This is a genomic window from Alkalicoccobacillus porphyridii (genome assembly GCF_007293315.1).
Lineage (GTDB): Bacteria > Bacillota > Bacilli > Bacillales > Bacillaceae_D > Alkalicoccobacillus > Alkalicoccobacillus porphyridii.
In genome coordinates, this window is record NZ_VLXZ01000006.1 from 19,299 (window position 1) to 37,430 (window position 18,132).

16 protein-coding genes are annotated in these 18,132 nt (G+C 41.3%); 15 read left to right on the forward strand and 1 reads right to left on the reverse strand.

What is annotated here, in order from left to right; all coding sequences use genetic code 11:
• Positions 1-28: 28 nt before the first annotated feature.
• The 3 genes from FN960_RS10910 (at position 29) to FN960_RS10920 (ending at position 1,562) form a co-directional block, all read left to right on the forward strand.
• Complete coding sequence (locus tag FN960_RS10910; RefSeq protein ID WP_143848758.1) at positions 29-544, forward strand: YceD family protein; 516 nt, start codon at positions 29-31, stop codon at positions 542-544.
• 44 nt (positions 545-588) lie between these two features.
• Positions 589-759 (forward strand): 50S ribosomal protein L32, encoded by a 171-nt coding sequence (gene rpmF / locus FN960_RS10915; protein WP_143848759.1) that lies wholly within the window; start codon positions 589-591, stop codon positions 757-759.
• Positions 760-974: 215 nt separating this feature from the next.
• Positions 975-1,562: an RsfA family transcriptional regulator gene (locus tag FN960_RS10920; RefSeq protein ID WP_143848760.1), complete on the forward strand. Its 588-nt coding sequence runs from the start codon at positions 975-977 to the stop codon at positions 1,560-1,562.
• Between the two features lie 67 nt (positions 1,563-1,629).
• Here FN960_RS10920 and FN960_RS10925 read toward each other — a convergent pair whose 3' ends face one another.
• Positions 1,630-2,139, reverse strand: coding sequence for an N-acetyltransferase (locus tag FN960_RS10925; RefSeq protein ID WP_143848761.1), 510 nt, complete (start codon positions 2,137-2,139; stop codon positions 1,630-1,632).
• Positions 2,140-3,278: 1,139 nt separating this feature from the next.
• Between FN960_RS10925 and FN960_RS10930 the strand changes: the two genes are divergently transcribed.
• From FN960_RS10930 to murD, 12 genes are all read left to right on the forward strand, one after another.
• A complete protein-coding gene (locus tag FN960_RS10930) occupies positions 3,279-4,190 on the forward strand; it encodes a 2-dehydropantoate 2-reductase (protein WP_185971007.1) in 912 nt (303 codons plus the stop codon).
• Positions 4,191-4,212: 22 nt separating this feature from the next.
• Positions 4,213-4,602, forward strand: a complete 390-nt coding sequence (locus tag FN960_RS10935; RefSeq protein WP_143848763.1) for a DUF3397 domain-containing protein — start codon at positions 4,213-4,215, stop codon at positions 4,600-4,602.
• 108 nt (positions 4,603-4,710) lie between these two features.
• Positions 4,711-6,339 (forward strand): bacillithiol biosynthesis cysteine-adding enzyme BshC, encoded by a 1,629-nt coding sequence (gene bshC, locus FN960_RS10940; RefSeq protein WP_143848764.1) that lies wholly within the window; start codon positions 4,711-4,713, stop codon positions 6,337-6,339.
• 150 nt (positions 6,340-6,489) lie between these two features.
• Entirely contained in the window at positions 6,490-6,921 is a 432-nt protein-coding gene (mraZ, locus tag FN960_RS10945; RefSeq protein WP_143848765.1) for a division/cell wall cluster transcriptional repressor MraZ, read from the forward strand.
• A 27-nt stretch (positions 6,922-6,948) separates the two neighbouring features.
• Positions 6,949-7,884 (forward strand): 16S rRNA (cytosine(1402)-N(4))-methyltransferase RsmH, encoded by a 936-nt coding sequence (gene rsmH, locus FN960_RS10950; protein ID WP_143848766.1) that lies wholly within the window; start codon positions 6,949-6,951, stop codon positions 7,882-7,884.
• Positions 7,885-7,896: 12 nt separating this feature from the next.
• The gene (gene ftsL, locus FN960_RS10955; RefSeq protein WP_143848767.1) at positions 7,897-8,250 is read left to right on the forward strand and encodes a cell division protein FtsL; all 354 of its coding nucleotides are present in this window, start codon (positions 7,897-7,899) and stop codon (positions 8,248-8,250) included.
• A gap of 54 nt (positions 8,251-8,304) precedes the next feature.
• Positions 8,305-10,521 carry a penicillin-binding protein gene (locus tag FN960_RS10960; protein WP_438799877.1) on the forward strand — a complete coding sequence of 739 codons (2,217 nt, stop codon included), beginning with the start codon at positions 8,305-8,307 and terminating at the stop codon, positions 10,519-10,521.
• A 92-nt stretch (positions 10,522-10,613) separates the two neighbouring features.
• Positions 10,614-12,548 (forward strand): stage V sporulation protein D, encoded by a 1,935-nt coding sequence (locus tag FN960_RS10965; RefSeq protein ID WP_143848769.1) that lies wholly within the window; start codon positions 10,614-10,616, stop codon positions 12,546-12,548.
• Positions 12,549-12,639: 91 nt separating this feature from the next.
• A complete protein-coding gene (locus FN960_RS10970; protein WP_143848953.1) occupies positions 12,640-14,103 on the forward strand; it encodes a UDP-N-acetylmuramoyl-L-alanyl-D-glutamate--2,6-diaminopimelate ligase in 1,464 nt (487 codons plus the stop codon).
• On the forward strand, positions 14,100-15,482 hold the full coding sequence (locus FN960_RS10975) for a UDP-N-acetylmuramoyl-tripeptide--D-alanyl-D-alanine ligase (protein ID WP_143848770.1): 1,383 nt from the start codon (positions 14,100-14,102) through the stop codon (positions 15,480-15,482). The genes FN960_RS10970 and FN960_RS10975 overlap by 4 nt, the downstream gene beginning before the upstream one ends.
• Complete coding sequence (gene mraY, locus FN960_RS10980; RefSeq protein ID WP_143848771.1) at positions 15,479-16,453, forward strand: phospho-N-acetylmuramoyl-pentapeptide-transferase; 975 nt, start codon at positions 15,479-15,481, stop codon at positions 16,451-16,453. Before FN960_RS10975 ends, mraY begins: the two co-directional genes overlap by 4 nt.
• A gap of 1 nt (position 16,454) precedes the next feature.
• A complete protein-coding gene (gene murD, locus FN960_RS10985) occupies positions 16,455-17,810 on the forward strand; it encodes a UDP-N-acetylmuramoyl-L-alanine--D-glutamate ligase (protein ID WP_143848772.1) in 1,356 nt (451 codons plus the stop codon).
• Positions 17,811-18,132 lie beyond the last annotated feature (322 nt).

Consider the following 18,132-nt stretch of genomic DNA (forward strand, 5'->3'; position numbering starts at 1 on the left):
TACACTTGTGTCTTAGAGGTGATTATTTATGAAATGGACGCTGCAAGAGTTAAAGGCAGCTAAACATAAGCCCTTTACAATTAATGAATCGGTTCGTTTTGATGAATTGATTAAACAAAGTAAAGAAATACGTGACATTTCAACGGTTCAAGTTAAGGGAGAGGTTACGTATCCCAATAAGCTAATTTCATTTTCTTTGAGACTAGAAGGTGAACTAATTCTACCTTGTGCAAGAACATTGGCAGATGTTAAATGGCCACTTGATCTTCAGTTTGAAGAGCACTTCCTTCCTGAGGGAGCGGTTATGCCTGATGTATCTAATAAGGATGAGGTTCATTCAGTTGAAGGAGATTTGATTGACTTAACACCTTTTCTTGAAGAGCGTATTTTACTTGAGGTTCCATTTCAGGTATATGCTGAAGAGGGTACCGAACCACTTGCTCCTCCTTCCGGTAAGGATTGGGAGCTTGTCACAGAGGAGTCAAAGAAGGATCAAATTGATCCGAGACTAGCTGATTTAGCAAAGTTTTTTGACAAGTCTTAACAGAAGATAGTAAGTGTCTTGATTTTTTTAAGGAGGTGGGAATATTGGCAGTACCATTTAGAAGAACATCTAAAACCGCTAAAAGAAAACGTCGTACGCATTTGAAGCTAGCTGTCCCTGGCATGGTGAAATGTGCAGACTGTGGAGAGTATAAACTTAGCCACCGCGTATGTAAAGAATGCGGTTCTTACAAAGGTGAGAACGTAGCAAAATAATGTAAGAGAAAAAGCAAGGAGTTTCTATAAACTCCTTGCTTTTTTGTGTGTACATATATCCTTTTAACTATGTCAATGGCCGTTTCAAGTCTAGTTCGTTAACCGATGAATAGAGTGTAGAAAATAGGAAATAACTGATTACTAGAACCTAGTCTATCTAATCCTATTGATGCATAGACTTTAGCAAATATCTATTTATAAAGGAGCGAATAACTATGGCAGTTACCCGTCAGGACGCCTGGTCTGAGGATGAGGATTTATTACTTGCTGAGGTGGTTTTAAGGCATATTAGAGAATCCAGCACACAGCTTGCAGCATTTGAAGAGGTAGGGCGTAAATTATCTAGGTCAAGCGCTGCATGTGGATTTCGCTGGAATTCAAGTATACGTAAAAGATATGAGTCGGCTGTGGCTCTAGCTAAAAAGCAAAAAAACAAACGAGCAGAATCAACCACCTCGCGTTCGATACCTGTAGCGGTGGAACCAATTGAAGATGTTGGAGTAGAGCAGGTGGCAATCTCAGCTCCGGTAAATGGCTCCTTAGAAAAGCCGAAAGCATTAAAAAAGGGCGATCTTACGTTAAATGATGTGATTGCATTTTTAACACAGTATCAATCAAATGAGTCTTCAAAGAACTCAGTGGAATATGAAGAGCTTAAGCAGGAGAATCAGCAGCTTCGTCAAACAATTGAACAGATAAAGCGTGATAAAGAATTAATTACACAGGATTATAAAGCGCTCTTAACTATAATGGATCGTGCTCGAAAGTTTACGCGTGACCACCCAATTGAACGGACCATTTAGCATATTAAACCAACAACTCCCCCGTGGCTCAATAAACACGGGGGAGTTGTTTCACTTTAAAAATGATCTATTCTTTTTCAGATGCTGGTTCAGGTTGAGTAGGGTTCTCTTGCTCTATAACTCCTTCAGGAAACCATACAAAGGGACTCTCTCCGCGATCACGACTTGGATCGTAGGTGACAGATTCGAACCCTGATTTTTCCCAAAATTGACTTGAGCCTTGGCGTCCATTTGTTTTAATAGGCAATCCTAAGCTTTTTGCGTATTCAACCAATGCTTTACCATAACCTTTGTTACGATAAGGTTCTAATACTTCAAGCTTCCATAGTTCAAAATAATCCTGTGGCGGATCAAAGTATTGATCAAAACGTTTATCGATTCGGTAAAGGCTCATTCTGGCTACTAGCTTCTTGCCGAAATAAATCCCATAAAAAGGGGACTCACTGTCGTTTTCAACAATATTTGCACTTAAATCATCTTTCATTGAAAGTTCAGCTGCACCAAATTCGCGAAAATTCTTAAACTCGTCTAATGTTTTATAGTTGACTAGTAAGCGCTCAACAACTATTTTACTCATATCAAGATCCTCCTATGTATTGAAAGAATGCGTTTTCATTATTTTAACATAGATCATAATTCTTCGCATTAGATTCTCCTTTCTGGAGAGAGTCCATGCTGTTGTGTAAATTTCATAGATGTAAAAAAATAGAGGGCATCATAGTATCGGTTCTTCGGCTGTCGCTCCCGAAAATGGGGGCACGCTTACCGCGGGAAGGTAATGAGCTAACTCGACTCCGTCGATTTATCTCATTGAACCTTTATATCCCGCAGGTGTCGGCCCGCCATTTTCGTCCGCTAGGTGGGATGTGGGCATCAAGTTCCTGAGAGATTAAATACAGAGAGTCTAGATATTTACCTATACAGAGATGCTTGTATTGCAGTGCATTTTCCTTACATTTGTACAATGAGAATTTTGGGGGTGTATCAGGGTATGGGTGCTTCGGCTGTCGCTCCCGAAAATGGGGGCACGCTTACCGCGGGAAGGTAATGAGCTAACTCGACTTCGTCGATTTATCTCATTGAACCTTTATATCGGGGGCACTGAAAAAAGGCGTTCTACCTTAAACGTAAATAGTTTAATGAAGTGAAAAATGAATAAGGTCCCTCTTGTTACAAGGATATCGGGAATAGGAGGTAGATCCATCGGGAGTAAGTAGAATACTTCGCAAAGTGCAGAAAATACATCGGAAGACATTTAAACATGGATGCGCAAGCCGGTAAGCATAAGCCAATCCACCATCATCTCCGCCTCACGGATGAAGAATGCGCGATAAAAACGAAAATGCGCGAAAAGCATCATGTGATGGGCGAAAAAGCTGAGTGTGTGCGCGGAAGCCAGTGAGCGCAGCCATCCACTTAAATAGAAATGTTGGTCAATTGTCTGATTGGAAACATATGTGGAAAGCGAAGTTTTTTCCTGTAGCGGTGCATGAGCTCATTTCTACATGACTATTTCAGTGACCTCCTTTATATCCCACAGGTGATCGGTCCTCCATTTTTGTTTGCTCGGGGAGAGAGGTATTCGAATTCATATATACATGCAATCATAAGGACGTGACCCTTTTCCATGTGCAGGATAAAAATCTACTAAAAATGATCTATTTATATAGAAGGATATGGTACAATTTGAGAAAGATAAGAATAGGACGGGATTCCATGAAGATGATGATTATTGGTGGAGGCGCTATGGGGCTGTTTTTGGCTGCCAAGCTCAGCCAGAGTGATTTTGATGTTACATTGTGCGTTCGCACCAAGGAGCAGGCTCTTGCCCTGTCAAGAGAAGGATTGACGCTTAAAGATGGAAGCTCCAGCTATCAACTACCAGTGAAGGCAAAAATGACTCAAGAAGCACCTATTGAAGAGGCTGATATCATCATCGTAACCGTGAAATCCTATTCGCTAACTACGTTATTTGCACACCTTGAACCGAGATTAACTAAGCATCAAACAATCCTGTTTATGCAAAATGGTATGTCTCATATTGAGTTGGCAGAGAATCTAGCTGTCGAGACCATAGGTTTAGGTATTATGAGCCACGGAGCCATGCGTGAGTCTGAAACAATGGTCCATCATACAGGCACTGGCACCTTTCGATGGGCGCAATTTAAGGGAGCGCCAGACATTCTTGACGAGGTCATGAATAAAATAGATCGTCCGGGTTTTGAGGTGTATAAGGAAGATGATTGGTATATCCTGCTATGGTCAAAGCTTCTTGCGAATGTCTGCATTAATCCCATTACGGCGTTAACTGGTGTTAGAAATGGTGAGCTTTTGAATTCCGAAGAACTTCTCCATATATTGCGGGAGGTTTTTGAGGAAGCAATGAAGCTCCATCCTTTGCCTGACCATAAGGAAGAATATTGGAAACAGGTTCTGCAGATTTGTGAGCAAACAAAAAATAATCAATCCTCCATGCTCGTTGATATTAGGCATCACCGCCAGACCGAAATAGAAAGCATTCTAGGGTATGTATGTAATATGGCTAAAGCCAAACACATCACATTGCCAATGATCACATTTCTTTACAAAGCAATAACAGAGAGAGAACAATCGTTTCGTTCCTGTTAAAAGAATAGAGGTGGACTAATATATGCTGACAGGTACTTTTGCTGGATTGATTGCTACCGTTGTTACCGTGCCAGCTTTAGGCTGGTATCTGATATACATAACAAGTGTGAAAATAACAAAACATAAGCCGAGCTCCATCAAACTTGCATGTGATGGCTCTACGATATTATTTATGGCAGCGGTGTATTACATAATGAATCAGATTTGGTCTTCGGTTTCTATCTGGTTAATCTTTGCTCTATTTTTTGCTGTGGCCTTTTTGTTTACGATGATTTACTGGAAGCTGATGGATGATCTATACGTATCAAAGTTGTTTAAGGGAATTTGGCGACTGAACTTCATTCTGTTTGTTTCCATATACATCCTACTAAGTGTGTATGGGTTGATCCGGGGAATCTTTTATTATGTATGAGTACGTTCTATTTGGTGTATGACTTCATCATTTGCTATGATAAGAAAGTCTAATTATGAAGTTCAAAAACAACGTACTGATTCTAACTAGAGAAGGGAATCGTCATACATGAAGCTTAACGAGATACATCTAAATCCTTCTGCTGGTATTTTTCGTGATTACCTTAAACAGCAACCAGGGCTTAATGTATTGTTTGATTATACATATGAATCAGAGAATTGGCTAAAAAAGAGAGTGGAGGAGCTTTCGCAGAGAGAATATAACAGTGCGATGAGAGAAGCACTTGTTGAGCATTTGTTGCAGTTACATAATGGTCTACATCAGCCGGAAGCATCCATTGAGAATATTAAAAAGCTAAGCCATAAAGAAACGGTAGTTATTGTGGGAGGGCAGCAAGCTGGATTGTTAACAGGCCCACTATATACCATATATAAAGCTTTATCTGTTTTAATTGCCGCAAGACAGCAAGAGAAAGAGTTGGGTCTGCCGGTTGTTCCTGTTTTTTGGGTAGCGGGAGAGGATCATGACTTTGAAGAGATTCGCTTTGTCTATCGCTCAAAGGAGCAAAAATGGAAAAAGCATCCGATTGAAGATGTGGATACTCAATGTGCGGCATCAGAAAAAAGCATACCTAAAGAGGAGTTAGCTAGGTGGCTAGATGGTGTGTTTGAAAGCTTGCCGGAAACAGAGTTTACAAAACCATTATTTGAGCAAATTCTCTCTGTTGCTGATACCTCCGATACGTATACCGAGTTCTTCATACAACTAATGAACGAATTCTTTTTACAAGAGGGTTTGGTTTTTGTTGATGCAAATCATCCTGATGTTCGTAAGATTGAAGCTGAGTTCTTTAAACAGCTGATTCACTCTATAGAAGAATTACAAACGAGTCAGCAAGAGGGGTTAAGCAATTTTACGGAATTAGGATACACAGAGCCCATTATTACAGAGGAAGAAAATGCACATCTATTTATACGTGTAGATAACAAACGTTTACGATTAGATTATGAGGATGGACAGTTTACTACAAGAAATGGTGAGTGTAGCTATACAAAAGAAGAGCTACTTCAGCTGGTCGACCTTCATCCGGAGTGTTTCAGCAATAACGTAGTGACTAGACCGTTAATGCAAGAATGGCTACTCCCGGTACTTGCCTTTATACCTGGCCCAGGAGAGCTTGCTTATTGGGCTACGCTTAAGCCAGCTTTTCATCAATTTGGATGGTGTATGCCGCCACTTATCCCAAGGTTACAACTAACTATTGTACCAAGGACTGTTCAAAAGTGGGTGAGCGAGGAGCAACTATCGTATCAGGATATATTAGAAGGAAAAGGCACAGATCTTAAGAAAGAATGGCTAGATGCACAGCATCAGTATCCAATTGAAGAAGTGACATCACAATTAAAAACGGACTTAGATCGAATTCATCAGCCGCTTAGAGAACTGGCTGAAGCGATGGACACGACCCTCCACTCTATGAGTAAAAAAAATTTAGCGTTATTAACCAATCAAATTCACTTTATGGAGAAGCGTATGAATCGTTATATCTACGAAACGCATCGAACATCCATCAAACGATTTGATGAAGCTTTATTCTGGTTACATCCAATGGGGGCACCACAAGAAAGAATTCTTCATCCCATCATTTTCATTAACATTGTGGGACAAAGTGGTTTATCTCGATTATTTCAGCAATCGATCCAGCTGAACGGCGTTCCAAAGCTTCTCTTTCTCTAAATTTGTTGAACGTAAATTGAAAAAAACACCAAAAAAATTCTGCGTAAAGCAGGATTTTTTTTATTTGTGGAGAAAGTTTTAAAAAGATAGTGGTGAAAAGTGGGGGGTTGTGGTAAGTTATTGTTAGTAAGTGGGGGAGGAAGCCATACTATGTTCATGGGAGAGTATCGTCACAATGTAGATGAAAAAGGCCGTATGATCATCCCTGCGAAGTTTCGCGAGGGTTTAGGCCAGTCATTTGTTGTGACCCGTGGACTGGATAAGTGTTTGTTTGTCTACCCCTACGAAGAATGGACAAAGCTTGAAGAACAGCTAAAAACTCTACCTTTTACAAAAAAAGATGCGAGAGCTTTCACCCGGTTCTTCTTTTCTGGTGCCTCAGAATGTGAACTGGACAAGCAGGGTCGTGTCAACCTCGCTTCACCACTAAGACAATATGCTCAGATTGAAAAGGAATGCGTGGTTATTGGTGTTTCGAATCGTGTGGAAGTATGGAGTCAATCAATGTGGGAAGAATATGTTGGTGAATCTGAAGAGTCTTTAGCTGAAATTTCTGAGAATCTCATGGATTTTGATCTTTAGGCCGTTAGTTAAAAAGAAGGTGAACCCGTGTTTAATCACTTTACCGTATTAAAAGAAGAATCTGTAAAAGGCTTGAATATAAAACCCAATGGCATTTATGTTGATTGTACGTTGGGAGGAGCAGGACATAGTGAACGCATCATCGAGCAATTAACGGATGGCGGCCATCTATATGCATTTGATCAAGATAGAAGTGCTATTGAGGCTGCGCATGACAGATTAAGCAGTTATGAAGGACGTTATACGCTCATTCAATCGAACTTCCGATACATAAAACGTGAACTTACAGAGCGCCAAGTGGAGCACGTTGATGGTATTTTGTTTGACCTAGGTGTTTCCTCACCTCAGCTTGATGAAGCAGAAAGGGGATTTAGCTACCATCAGGATGCTCCCTTAGACATGAGAATGGATCAGCAAGCTGAGCTAACTGCGTTTCACGTCGTAAATGAATGGTCGTTTGGCAAATTATATTCAATTATCTCTCGTTATGGTGAAGAGAAGTTCGCAAAACAAATAGCGAGAAAGATAGAAGCGTTCAGAGAGGTTCAACCACTAGAAACAACAGGGCAATTGGTGGAAGTTATAAAAGATGCCATTCCTGCACCAGCTCGAAGAAAAGGCGGACACCCAGCAAAACGCACATTCCAAGCTATTCGAATTGCAGTGAATGATGAATTAGGGGCTTTTGAGGATGCTTTAGTTGATGCTTACACGCTTTTAAATCTTGAGGGCAGGCTATGTGTCATTACCTTCCATTCTTTAGAGGATCGACTATGTAAGCAAATGTTTAAAGAATGGTCAAAAATGCCTGATTTACCCAAAGGCCTTCCTGTTATCCCAGAAGGATTTGAACCGAAAATGGAATTAATAACAAGAAAACCAATCATAGCGAATGAAGTAGAGCTTGAAGAAAATAACCGGTCTCGATCAGCGAAGCTGCGGGTAGCGGAAAAGAAATCATAAGGGGGCAATGTTATGCTAGCACGCCAGGTTCAGCCGAACCAGCAACCAAGAACGGCACCACAAACACAAAAGGTCATTCGGACATCGAGAGCTCGAATTACAGTTGGTGAAAAAATGATTGCATTATTTCTCGCAACCGTTATGCTAGTGTTATCTGGATTGATTGTACATAACTACGTTTCGATTTATAGCTTAAATAAAGAAAATCATGAAATGCAAGCGGTCATAACGAATCAAGCTTCAATAAACGAGGGCTTAAACCTTCAAGTAGTAGAAGCGAGTGATCCAGACCGATTATTTAGTATTGCAAAAGAAAATGGGTTTGAACTGAACGCGGAAAACGTAGAGGTGGTTAACAAAAACTAGTTCAAATCTTGAACTAGTTTTTTTCTCGATTATACACGTGTTACAAGGAGATGAATGGTCTTGGAGATTAAGAGAGCTGTCACGAACAAACGGGCCCTGATGCTACTAGTCTGTTTTTTTCTGCTATTTTTGATTCTCTGCGGGAGAATTGCGTATATTCAGGCGGCGAAAGAAGTAAAAGGGCAAGACTTAACTGCTATCGCAGAAGGGCGTTGGCAAGAAAGTCATGTAATAGAAGGTAAACGGGGGACCATTTATGATCGAAGTGGTGATGCTGTTGCCGAAGAGCTTCAATCTTATAGTGTATTTGCCGTATTGTCTCCAGATCAACTAAGCTATGTTGAAGACCCAGAAGAAACTGCTGAACAGCTTGCTCCACTTATTAATATGGAGACTTCCGAGCTTAGACGTATGCTTGAACAGGATCGATTTCAGGTTGAGTTAGGTTCAGGAGCAAGAAACCTATCGTACGAAAAAATGGAGGAAATTAGAGATCTTGAGTTAGAAGGTATTCACTTTAATAAGGAACCTCGACGTTATTATCCTAAGCAGATGTATGCCTCCCACGTCATAGGATATACAGAGCGAAATATGGCTGTTGCGAGAATGGGACTCGAACGAAGTCTAGATGAACTATTGAGTCCACAGAATGGATCTGTTCAATATCAAAGTGATCAAAAAGGAATCCCATTGCCTAACCCAAATGATATTATTACTCCAGCTGAGGACGGCGAGGATGTTTATTTGACACTGGACTCTAATATTCAAGTAGCCTTAGAACAGGTAATGTCTCAGGTAGCAGATGACTACTCACCAAAAAAAATGACAGCCATTGTTGCTGATCCAAAAACAGGTGAAATACTGGCGATGAGCAATCGCCCTAGCTTTAATCCAAATGAATATGAATCGGTTGAAAATTATACGAATTATGCTGTATCTGACCGATTTGAACCAGGCTCAACGATGAAAATGTTTACCGTTGCCTCCGCCATTGAAGAGGGTGTCTGGAACGCGGAAGATACATATGAATCTGGTAGCTACAAAGTAGATTCTGAGTCAACAATAAGTGATCATCGCAGAGAAGGCTGGGGTACCATTACCTTTCGTGAAGGCTTTCTTCGGTCCTCTAACGTAGCAATGATGATTTTAGCCTTGGAGAGACTAGGTTCAGATAAGCTTTATGACTATTGGGATCGGTTTGGCTTTTTTGATAAGACTGGTATTGATCTGCCGAATGAAGCAGACAGTCAAATTGCTCAGAGTGGTCGTTCGGATGCAGCGACAACGTCCTTTGGCCAAGGCTCTGCGGTTACACCTATTCAAATTGTTCAGGCAGCGACTGCAATTGCGAATGATGGTGTCATGATGAAGCCTTACATTATAGACAGTATTAAAAAGCACAATTCGAATGAAGTCATTCAGCAAAATGGACCAGTAGAAGTAGGTCAGCCTATCTCAAAAGAAACGGCAGCTGAAGTTCGTAAGCTGCTAGGCGAGGTGGTATCAGAACCTGAAGGAACAGGGAATGCATATCAAATTGCAGGCTTTGACGTGGCTGGAAAAACAGGAACAGCTCAAATTCTAAATGAAAATGCCCCCGGTTATATGTCGGGGCATGGAAATAATATCTTTTCATTTATGGGTATGGCACCGGAGGATGATCCTAAGGTAATGGTATATGTAGCGGTGGAGCGCCCTCAATTAGATGAATTAGAAGTAGGGAGTGAGCCTGTCTCACTCATCTTTAACACGATTATGCAGCGCAGCTTAGATTATTTAAATATTTCCCCGACGATTGAAGAAGTAATGGAAGAGACACAGGCTGGTTACAAGATGGAGAACTTCGAAGGAATATCCATCGATGAAGCTGTATCAACGCTTGAAGAAAATGGGATGCAAGTCCTTACGCTTGGAGATGGTCGTACCGTTGAAGCACAGCAGCCTTTAGAAGGGGTAGGATTATTAGAAGGTGAGAAGGTTGTACTTCGAACAGATGAAGGTCCATATAACCTACCAGATATGTCTGGGTGGTCCTCTCGCGACGTGCTTAAGGTAGCGGCTGTATTGAATCTGACATTTGAGCAGGAGGGGAATGGATATCTAAGAAATCAATCTCCTGCATCTGGTGAGGATGTTCAAATAGGCGACTCGTTGTATGGAGAGTTTTCAAGTCGGGAAGACACTGAATCAGAGGAAGATGACCCAGAGGAGAACGAGTCTCAGGAAGATTTAAATTTAGATGTAGAAACGGAAAGGGACATCTCCAATTAATACGAAAAGCAGATTGTTCTTTTCTCCCCCCTCCCTTCATAAGCTAATACAAGCATAAGCTTGTCAGGAGCTTTATAGGTGGGGGGATTATTATGCGGGCAACACAAACAACAGTAAGAAGAAGGCTCATCACCATCCTAGTCGTTGGACTAGCTGTATTTATAATCATAGCTGGGCGGCTGGGCTATGTGCAATTTGTAAAAGGGGAAGAGCTAACGCAGCTAGCCATGGACTCATGGAGTCGTGATATTCCATTTGAACCGAAACGCGGGGAGATTCGCGATCGTAATGATGAAGTGTTAGCTACAAATGTAAGTGCACCATCCATATTAGTTGTGCCAAGACAAATAGAGAATCCGGAAGATAGTGCAGAGAAGCTGGCAGCCATTCTTGATATGGACAAAGGGGAAGCTCTCGCTCAACTAACCAAATCTGAATCTAGAGTTTGGTTAAGGCCAGAAGGTCAAAAGATTACTAAAGAAAAAGCGAGCGAAATTCGAGATTTAAAATTGCCTGGGGTTTTTATTGCTGAGGATAGCAAGAGACATTACCCTCATGGTAGCTATCTCTCACATGTATTAGGTTTTGCGGGAATTGATAATCAAGGGTTAACTGGGCTTGAATTATATTATGATGAAGAGCTAAAAGGCGAACAGGGACATGTCTCTTTTTTCTCGACAGCAAAAAATAGTCGAATGCCTAATTTAGCGGATGAATACGAAGAGCCAGTGAATGGCTTAGATATGCGTTTAACGATTGATAGTCGAGTTCAGACCATTATGGAACGTGAGTTGGATATTGCAGAGGCAACCTATCGTCCAGACGGGGCCATTGCGATTGCCATGAACCCAAAAACGGGTGAAGTATTAGGAATGAGTAGTCGTCCAGATTATAACCCAGAGAACTTTAGAGAGGTACCAGCAGAGATATATAATCAAAATAAGCCGGTTTGGATGCAGTATGAGCCGGGATCTACCTTTAAAATTATTACTCTAGCTGCGGCATTAGAAGAAGGCAAGGTAGATCTAGAGCATGATTATTTTTATGATCCAGGGTATATAGAAGTATCAGGTCATAGATTACGGTGTTGGAAAAAAGGTGGGCACGGTCAGCAGACCTTCCTCGAAGTGGTGCAAAATTCCTGTAACCCCGGTTTTGTGACACTAGGAGAACGCCTGGGTAAGGATAAACTCTTTGATTATATTGAAGACTTCGGTTTTGGTTCAAAAACAGGAATAGACCTTCAAGGTGAAGGAACAGGCATTCTTTTTAATCGAGACAGGGTCGGACCACTTGAACAAGCAACAACAGCCTTTGGGCAGGGGGTAGCTGTAACCCCGTTGCAGCAGGTAACAGCGGTATCTGCTGCCGTAAATGGTGGTTACCTCTATAAGCCTTATATCGCAAAAGAATGGATGGATCCAGACACAGGAAACGTCGTGAAACAACAATCCCCTTATATGAAACGACAAGTCATCTCAGAAGAAACCTCTAAGAAGGTTCGCGATGCCTTAGAGTCTGTAGTTGCGCAAGGTACTGGAAAAGGGGCTTTTGTAGATGGGTATCGAGTTGGAGGTAAAACGGGAACAGCGCAAAAAGCAAAGGATGGGAAATACCTTGAAAATAATCATATTGTCTCATTTATTGGCTTTGCCCCAGCAGACGACCCAGAAATTGTTGTTTACGTAGCAATAGATAATCCAAAGGATACGTTACAGTTTGGTGGCATTGTGGCAGCTCCGATTGTTGGGAATATCATTGGTGATAGTTTAGTTGCCATGGGTGTTGAGAAACGAACAGAGCAAATTGAAAAGGAACTAACATGGGCAGATGAACCTATTATAGAAGTGCCAGATTTAATCGGTCGAACTAGACGAGAAATTCACGAGGGGTATATGGAGCTAAAGCTTGATGCAGCAGGAGAAGGAGATTTTATTTTATCTCAATCGCCATCACCGGGAAGTAAAGTAGCAGTGGGATCCACCATTCGTATATACATGGGTGACAAATCTCAGTCAAACGACTAAAATATAGTTTGTATGTTTTTCTTTAAGGGTATACCATTTCCTTGGAAAACAGAAATCAGCTTATCGCAGTGAATGAGAGGATATTGATATGATGACACTAAATGAACTGCTCAAACCACTCGGCAACGAGCATGGACTTACACCGGAGCAGGAACGAATAGAAATTAATCAAATTGATATGGATTCAAGAGAAGTCGTTTCAGGTTCACTCTTTTTCTGTATTAAAGGATATACAGTTGACGGACATGATTATGCTCATAAAGCGATTGAGAAAGGAGCCGCCGCTATTATAGCTGAGCGGCCTCTTGACGTATCGGTTCCAGTGATCGTGGTAAATGATGCAAAACGATCAATGGCGAGACTCGCCAGTCACTTTTATGATGAGCCAACTAAGAAATTTCAATTATTTGGTGTCACTGGTACAAACGGCAAGACTTCAACCACACATATACTTGATCAAATTTTACGGGATGCCGGTCAAAAAACGGGTATGATTGGAACCATGTATACAAAAATCGGGGATCAATCCTATGATACTGCTAATACCACACCGGAATCTTTAATACTCCAGCGTACATTTAATCAAATGAACAATGAAGGGGTACAGTCAGCAGTAATGGAGGTTTCTTCCCACGCACTTCACCATGGTCGAGTTCGCGGCTGTGATTTTGATGTTGCTGTATTTACAAACCTGACTCCAGATCATTTGGATTATCATGAAACAATGGAAAAATACTTATTTGCTAAAAGTCTTTTATTTTCTCAGCTAGGAAACACGTATGAAGGAAAAAAAGCTGTCATTAATATTGACGATTTGTCAGGCCCTCGTCTTGCGCAATTAACAACAGCTGATATTATTACCTATGGAATTCGCAAGTCAGCTGATGTTCGTGCATTAGATGTCAAACTAACACCTGAGGGCACAAGCTTTGTTCTTAACGCTTTTGGAAAGAATATAACCGTTTCATTAAAATTAATTGGTTTATTCAGTGTATACAATGCGTTAGCAGCAGCCGCGGCAGCATTAGCAGCTGGCATTTCATTGGATGAGCTGAAAAAGAGTCTTGAGAAGGTTGAGGGGGTCACCGGACGTTTTGAGCCGGTTCAATCAGGCCAAAACTTCTCAGTCATTGTTGATTACGCTCATACCCCAGATAGCTTGCAAAATGTGCTTGATACTGTAGCTGAATTAACGAAGGGAGACGTAACGGTTGTTGTTGGATGTGGCGGAGACCGCGACGCAAGCAAACGTCCTGTTATGGCAGACATAGCGGTTAAACGTGCAGACCGAGCAATATTCACGTCTGATAATCCTAGATCAGAGGATCCAAAGCGGATTTTGGAAGATATGACAACAGGCCTGGTGGCAGATAACTTTGAAACCATTCTTGATCGGAAGCTTGCTATTACACGAGCGATAGAAGAAGCTGAAGAAGGCGATGTGGTATTAATCGCTGGTAAAGGACATGAAACGTATCAAGATATCGGTGGCATTAAACATCATTTTGATGATAAAGAAGTGGCTACTGAAGCGATAAGAGGCAGGAAAACATGACAATATCACATGAACTCGTTACAAAAGTAGCAGCTTCCTTTAGAATAAACGCTGACCAAGAACAAAGCTTTTCAAGTGTATCTATAGACACGCGTACCTTGCAAAAGGGAGCATTGTATGTTCCAATCGTTGGGGAACGATTTGATGGACATATCTTCATTGAAAAAGCGATACAAGCGGGTGCAAAAGCAGCCGTTTGGCAAAAGGATTACGCTGTTCCATCCTCTGTTCCGGACAATTTTCAGCTTTATTATGTAGAGGATACCTTAAAAGCTTTACAACAGCTTTCAAAAGAGTACCGGAAGCTCATTGATCCTATCGTTATAGCAGTGACAGGCAGTAACGGTAAAACAACGGTGAAGGATATGTTGTTTTCGATTCTATCTTTAACTGGTACAACATATAAAACACAGGGGAATTTTAATAATCATATTGGGATGCCGCTCACTATTTTGGGGATGCCAAAGGACTGTAAGTATTTGATACTTGAAATGGGTATGAGTGAATTTGGTGAGATTGAATTTCTAAGTGAGTTAGCTGAACCAGACATTGCGCTGATTACTAATATTGGTGAATCTCACATGGAACAGCTCGGGTCCAGAGAAGGGATAGCTGAAGCTAAAGCAGAAATTAGAGCTGGCTTATCAGCTCAGGGTACTCTTTATATTGATGGAGATGAACCACTGCTTGCAGATAAGCAACACACTCACACAAAGACAATCGGATTTAATCCTGCGAATCATAGCTTTATTTCAGACGTTTCTACGGATGTAAATGGATTACATTTTACATTAGCAGATACAGATCGATTTACTATACCTCTTCTAGGCAAGCATAATGTTAAAAATGCTGCATTAGCAGCTAGTGCTGCGTCAGGGTTAGGACTTAGTGCAGCAGACATTCAAAACGGACTTTCTCAGGTTGCTATTAGCAAAATGAGACTTGAGCGTTCATTTGGCCAAGATGGCGAATTGATTATTAATGATGCATATAACGCAAGTCCTACTTCCATGATCGCTGCCTTAGAAACACTTAAGGGCCTAAGTGGGTTTAGCAGGTATATTGCAGTTTTAGGTGATATGTATGAGCTAGGTGGAAATGAGAAAGAATTGCATACAAAGGTAGCTGGTCATATCTCAGCACCTATTACGCATGTCCTTTGTGTTGGTCATAAAGCAAAGTGGATATATGAAGCCATTCAAAAGGAGCAGGACCCATTACATGTTAGCTGGGCACCCACTGTAGCTGAAGCGGCACAGTCATTAAAATCCATTGTTACAAAGGATTCAGTCGTGTTATTAAAGGCATCTAGAGGATTAAAACTCGAACAAATAGTAGATGACTCACTTGAGAGCGGGAAGGGGGAGACGAACAAATGAATGAACAACTTCTGCTTCTAACGCTGATTATTTCATTTGGAGTAGCGGTGATGTTTTCACCACTATTCATCCCATTTTTAAAACGATTAAAGTTTGGTCAAAGTATACGAGAGGAAGGACCTGAGTCGCATTTGAAAAAAAGCGGCACACCAACCATGGGCGGAATCATTTTTGTATTTGCCATTTTGGTAACAGTTCTCGGTATGACCATTAGCTCAAACAATGTAACACCAGAAATTATCCTTCTGCTGATTGTAACGCTAGGATATGGATTAGTTGGATTTATTGATGATTATCTTAAAGTTGTAAAAAAGCATAATTTAGGACTGACCTCAAAGCAAAAGCTTATCGGCCAGTTAATTATTGCCGTAATATTTTATTTAGGCCTTGTTCAAATTGGATTCTCAACCGAAATTGCGATTCCTGCAACGTCATATTCAATTGATATTGGCTTATTGTATTTACCATTAATTATTGTGATGCTTGTTGGAGCGTCTAATGCAGTTAATCTAACGGATGGACTAGATGGATTGCTTGCAGGGACGGGTGCAATCGCATTTGGTGCATTTGCGGTTCTGGCATGGAATGCTGGCTACTTCGATGTATCTTTATTTAGTGCAGCCGTAGTAGGAGCTGTTCTTGGCTTTCTTGTCTTTAATGCGCATCCGGCTAAAGTATTTATGGGTGATACAGGCTCGTTAGCTTTAGGTGGAGCGATTACCGGTATCGCGATTTTGAGTAAAATGGAGCTCATGCTGATTTTGGTGGGTGGGGTTTTTGTTATAGAAACACTATCTGTTATTATCCAAGTGATCTCCTTTAAGACACGGGGTAAGAGAGTATTTAAAATGAGTCCTCTTCACCACCACTATGAGCTTTCAGGATGGTCAGAGTGGCGAGTGGTCGTTACATTTTGGTTAGTCGGCATGCTATTTGCAATTGCAGCGATTTACATGGGAGTGTGGTTGTAAAATGAAAGCAACAGATCAGTATCAAGGGAAGCATGTGCTGGTACTTGGACTGGCTAAAAGTGGGTATGCCGCGGCAAGATTGCTACATCAACTAGGAGCAGAGGTTACTGTTAACGATGGTAAACCATTAGCAGAAAATCCAGCAGCTCAGGAATTAATAGAACAAGGTTTAGACGTTATTTGTGGGGAACACCCGTTAACATTATTAGATAAGCCCATTGATTTGATCGTTAAAAATCCGGGCATTCCTTATTCTAATCCAATACTAGAGGAAGCAGTAAAACGTAATATTCCGATTATAACGGAAGTAGAACTAGCCTATCATATTAGTGACGCAGATATTGTAGCGATAACGGGTTCAAATGGGAAAACAACCACAACGACTTTGATTACTAAGATGCTAGAAAATAGCGGAAGAACCCCTTTAGTAGCAGGAAATATCGGAGTTGTAGCATGTGAAGTAGCTGAGCAAGCCTCAGACGATGATGTCATTGTGATGGAGCTATCAAGTTTTCAATTAATGGGAACGGACACCTTTCAACCAAAGATTTCTGTTCTATTGAATATCTTTGATGCGCACCTTGATTATCATGGCTCAAAACAGCACTATATTGATGCTAAAGCCCGTATTCAAGCAAACCAAGAGGAATCAGATTATCTTGTTTATAATGTTGATGATAAAGAGGTTGTTGCAATTGCTGAGACAAGTTCTGCGACAAAGATAGGCTTCTCAACAAGGGTATTACACCCAGAAGGGCTTGATATTGCAGAGGGTCATCTTCGGTATAAGCAAACACCTATTATAGCCTTAGAGGATGTCATGCTACCTGGCAGACATAATTTAGAGAATATCCTCGCGGCTGTAGGCGCATCAATATTAGCTGGATCTTCACGTGAACAAATCCAACATGTTCTCAAGACATTTGGAGGCGTTCAACATCGTTTACAATTTGTAAAGAAACACAAAGAAAGAGCATTTTATAACGATTCTAAGGCGACTAATATTTTGGCAACATCCAAAGCATTAGATGCCTTTCAACAGCCCGTCATTCTACTTGCTGGTGGTTTAGATCGTGGTAATTCCTTCGATGCGTTAATTCCATCATTAAGTGGAGTCAAAGCGGTTGTAGCCTTTGGAGAGACAAAGCATAAAATAGCTGAAACCGCCCAATCGGTGGATGTCCCTTCCATTCAAGTGGTTGATGTACTAGAAGCAGCAGTGCACGCGGCTTATGCACAATCAGAAGAAGGGGATATCATTCTTCTTTCTCCAGCATGTGCAAGCTGGGATCAATTCCGCACATTTGAAGAAAGAGGAGACGCCTTTATTCAAGCGGTAAGCAAAATCATCAATTAAGAGTGCGGCCAATCTGCACATAGCTTGTCAACAAAACTCGGAATTCGAGAATGTTGACAAGCTTTTTTTTTGTTGAGAATAGATATTTAGTGAGGAGGAAGGAATTGTAAGGAAGTTGAAAGCGGCGAGAGGAGAGTAAGAATCGGCGGGAGGCCTACGAAAGCGGCGAGAGGAGAGTAAGAATCGGCGGGAGGAGAGTAAGAATCGGCACGAGGCCTAGGAAAGCGGCGGAAGGAGAAGGAGAATCGGCGTAAGGCCTACGAAAGCGGCGGGAGGAGAAGACGAATCGGCGGGAGGCACTCAAAAACGGCGAGAAGTGGCG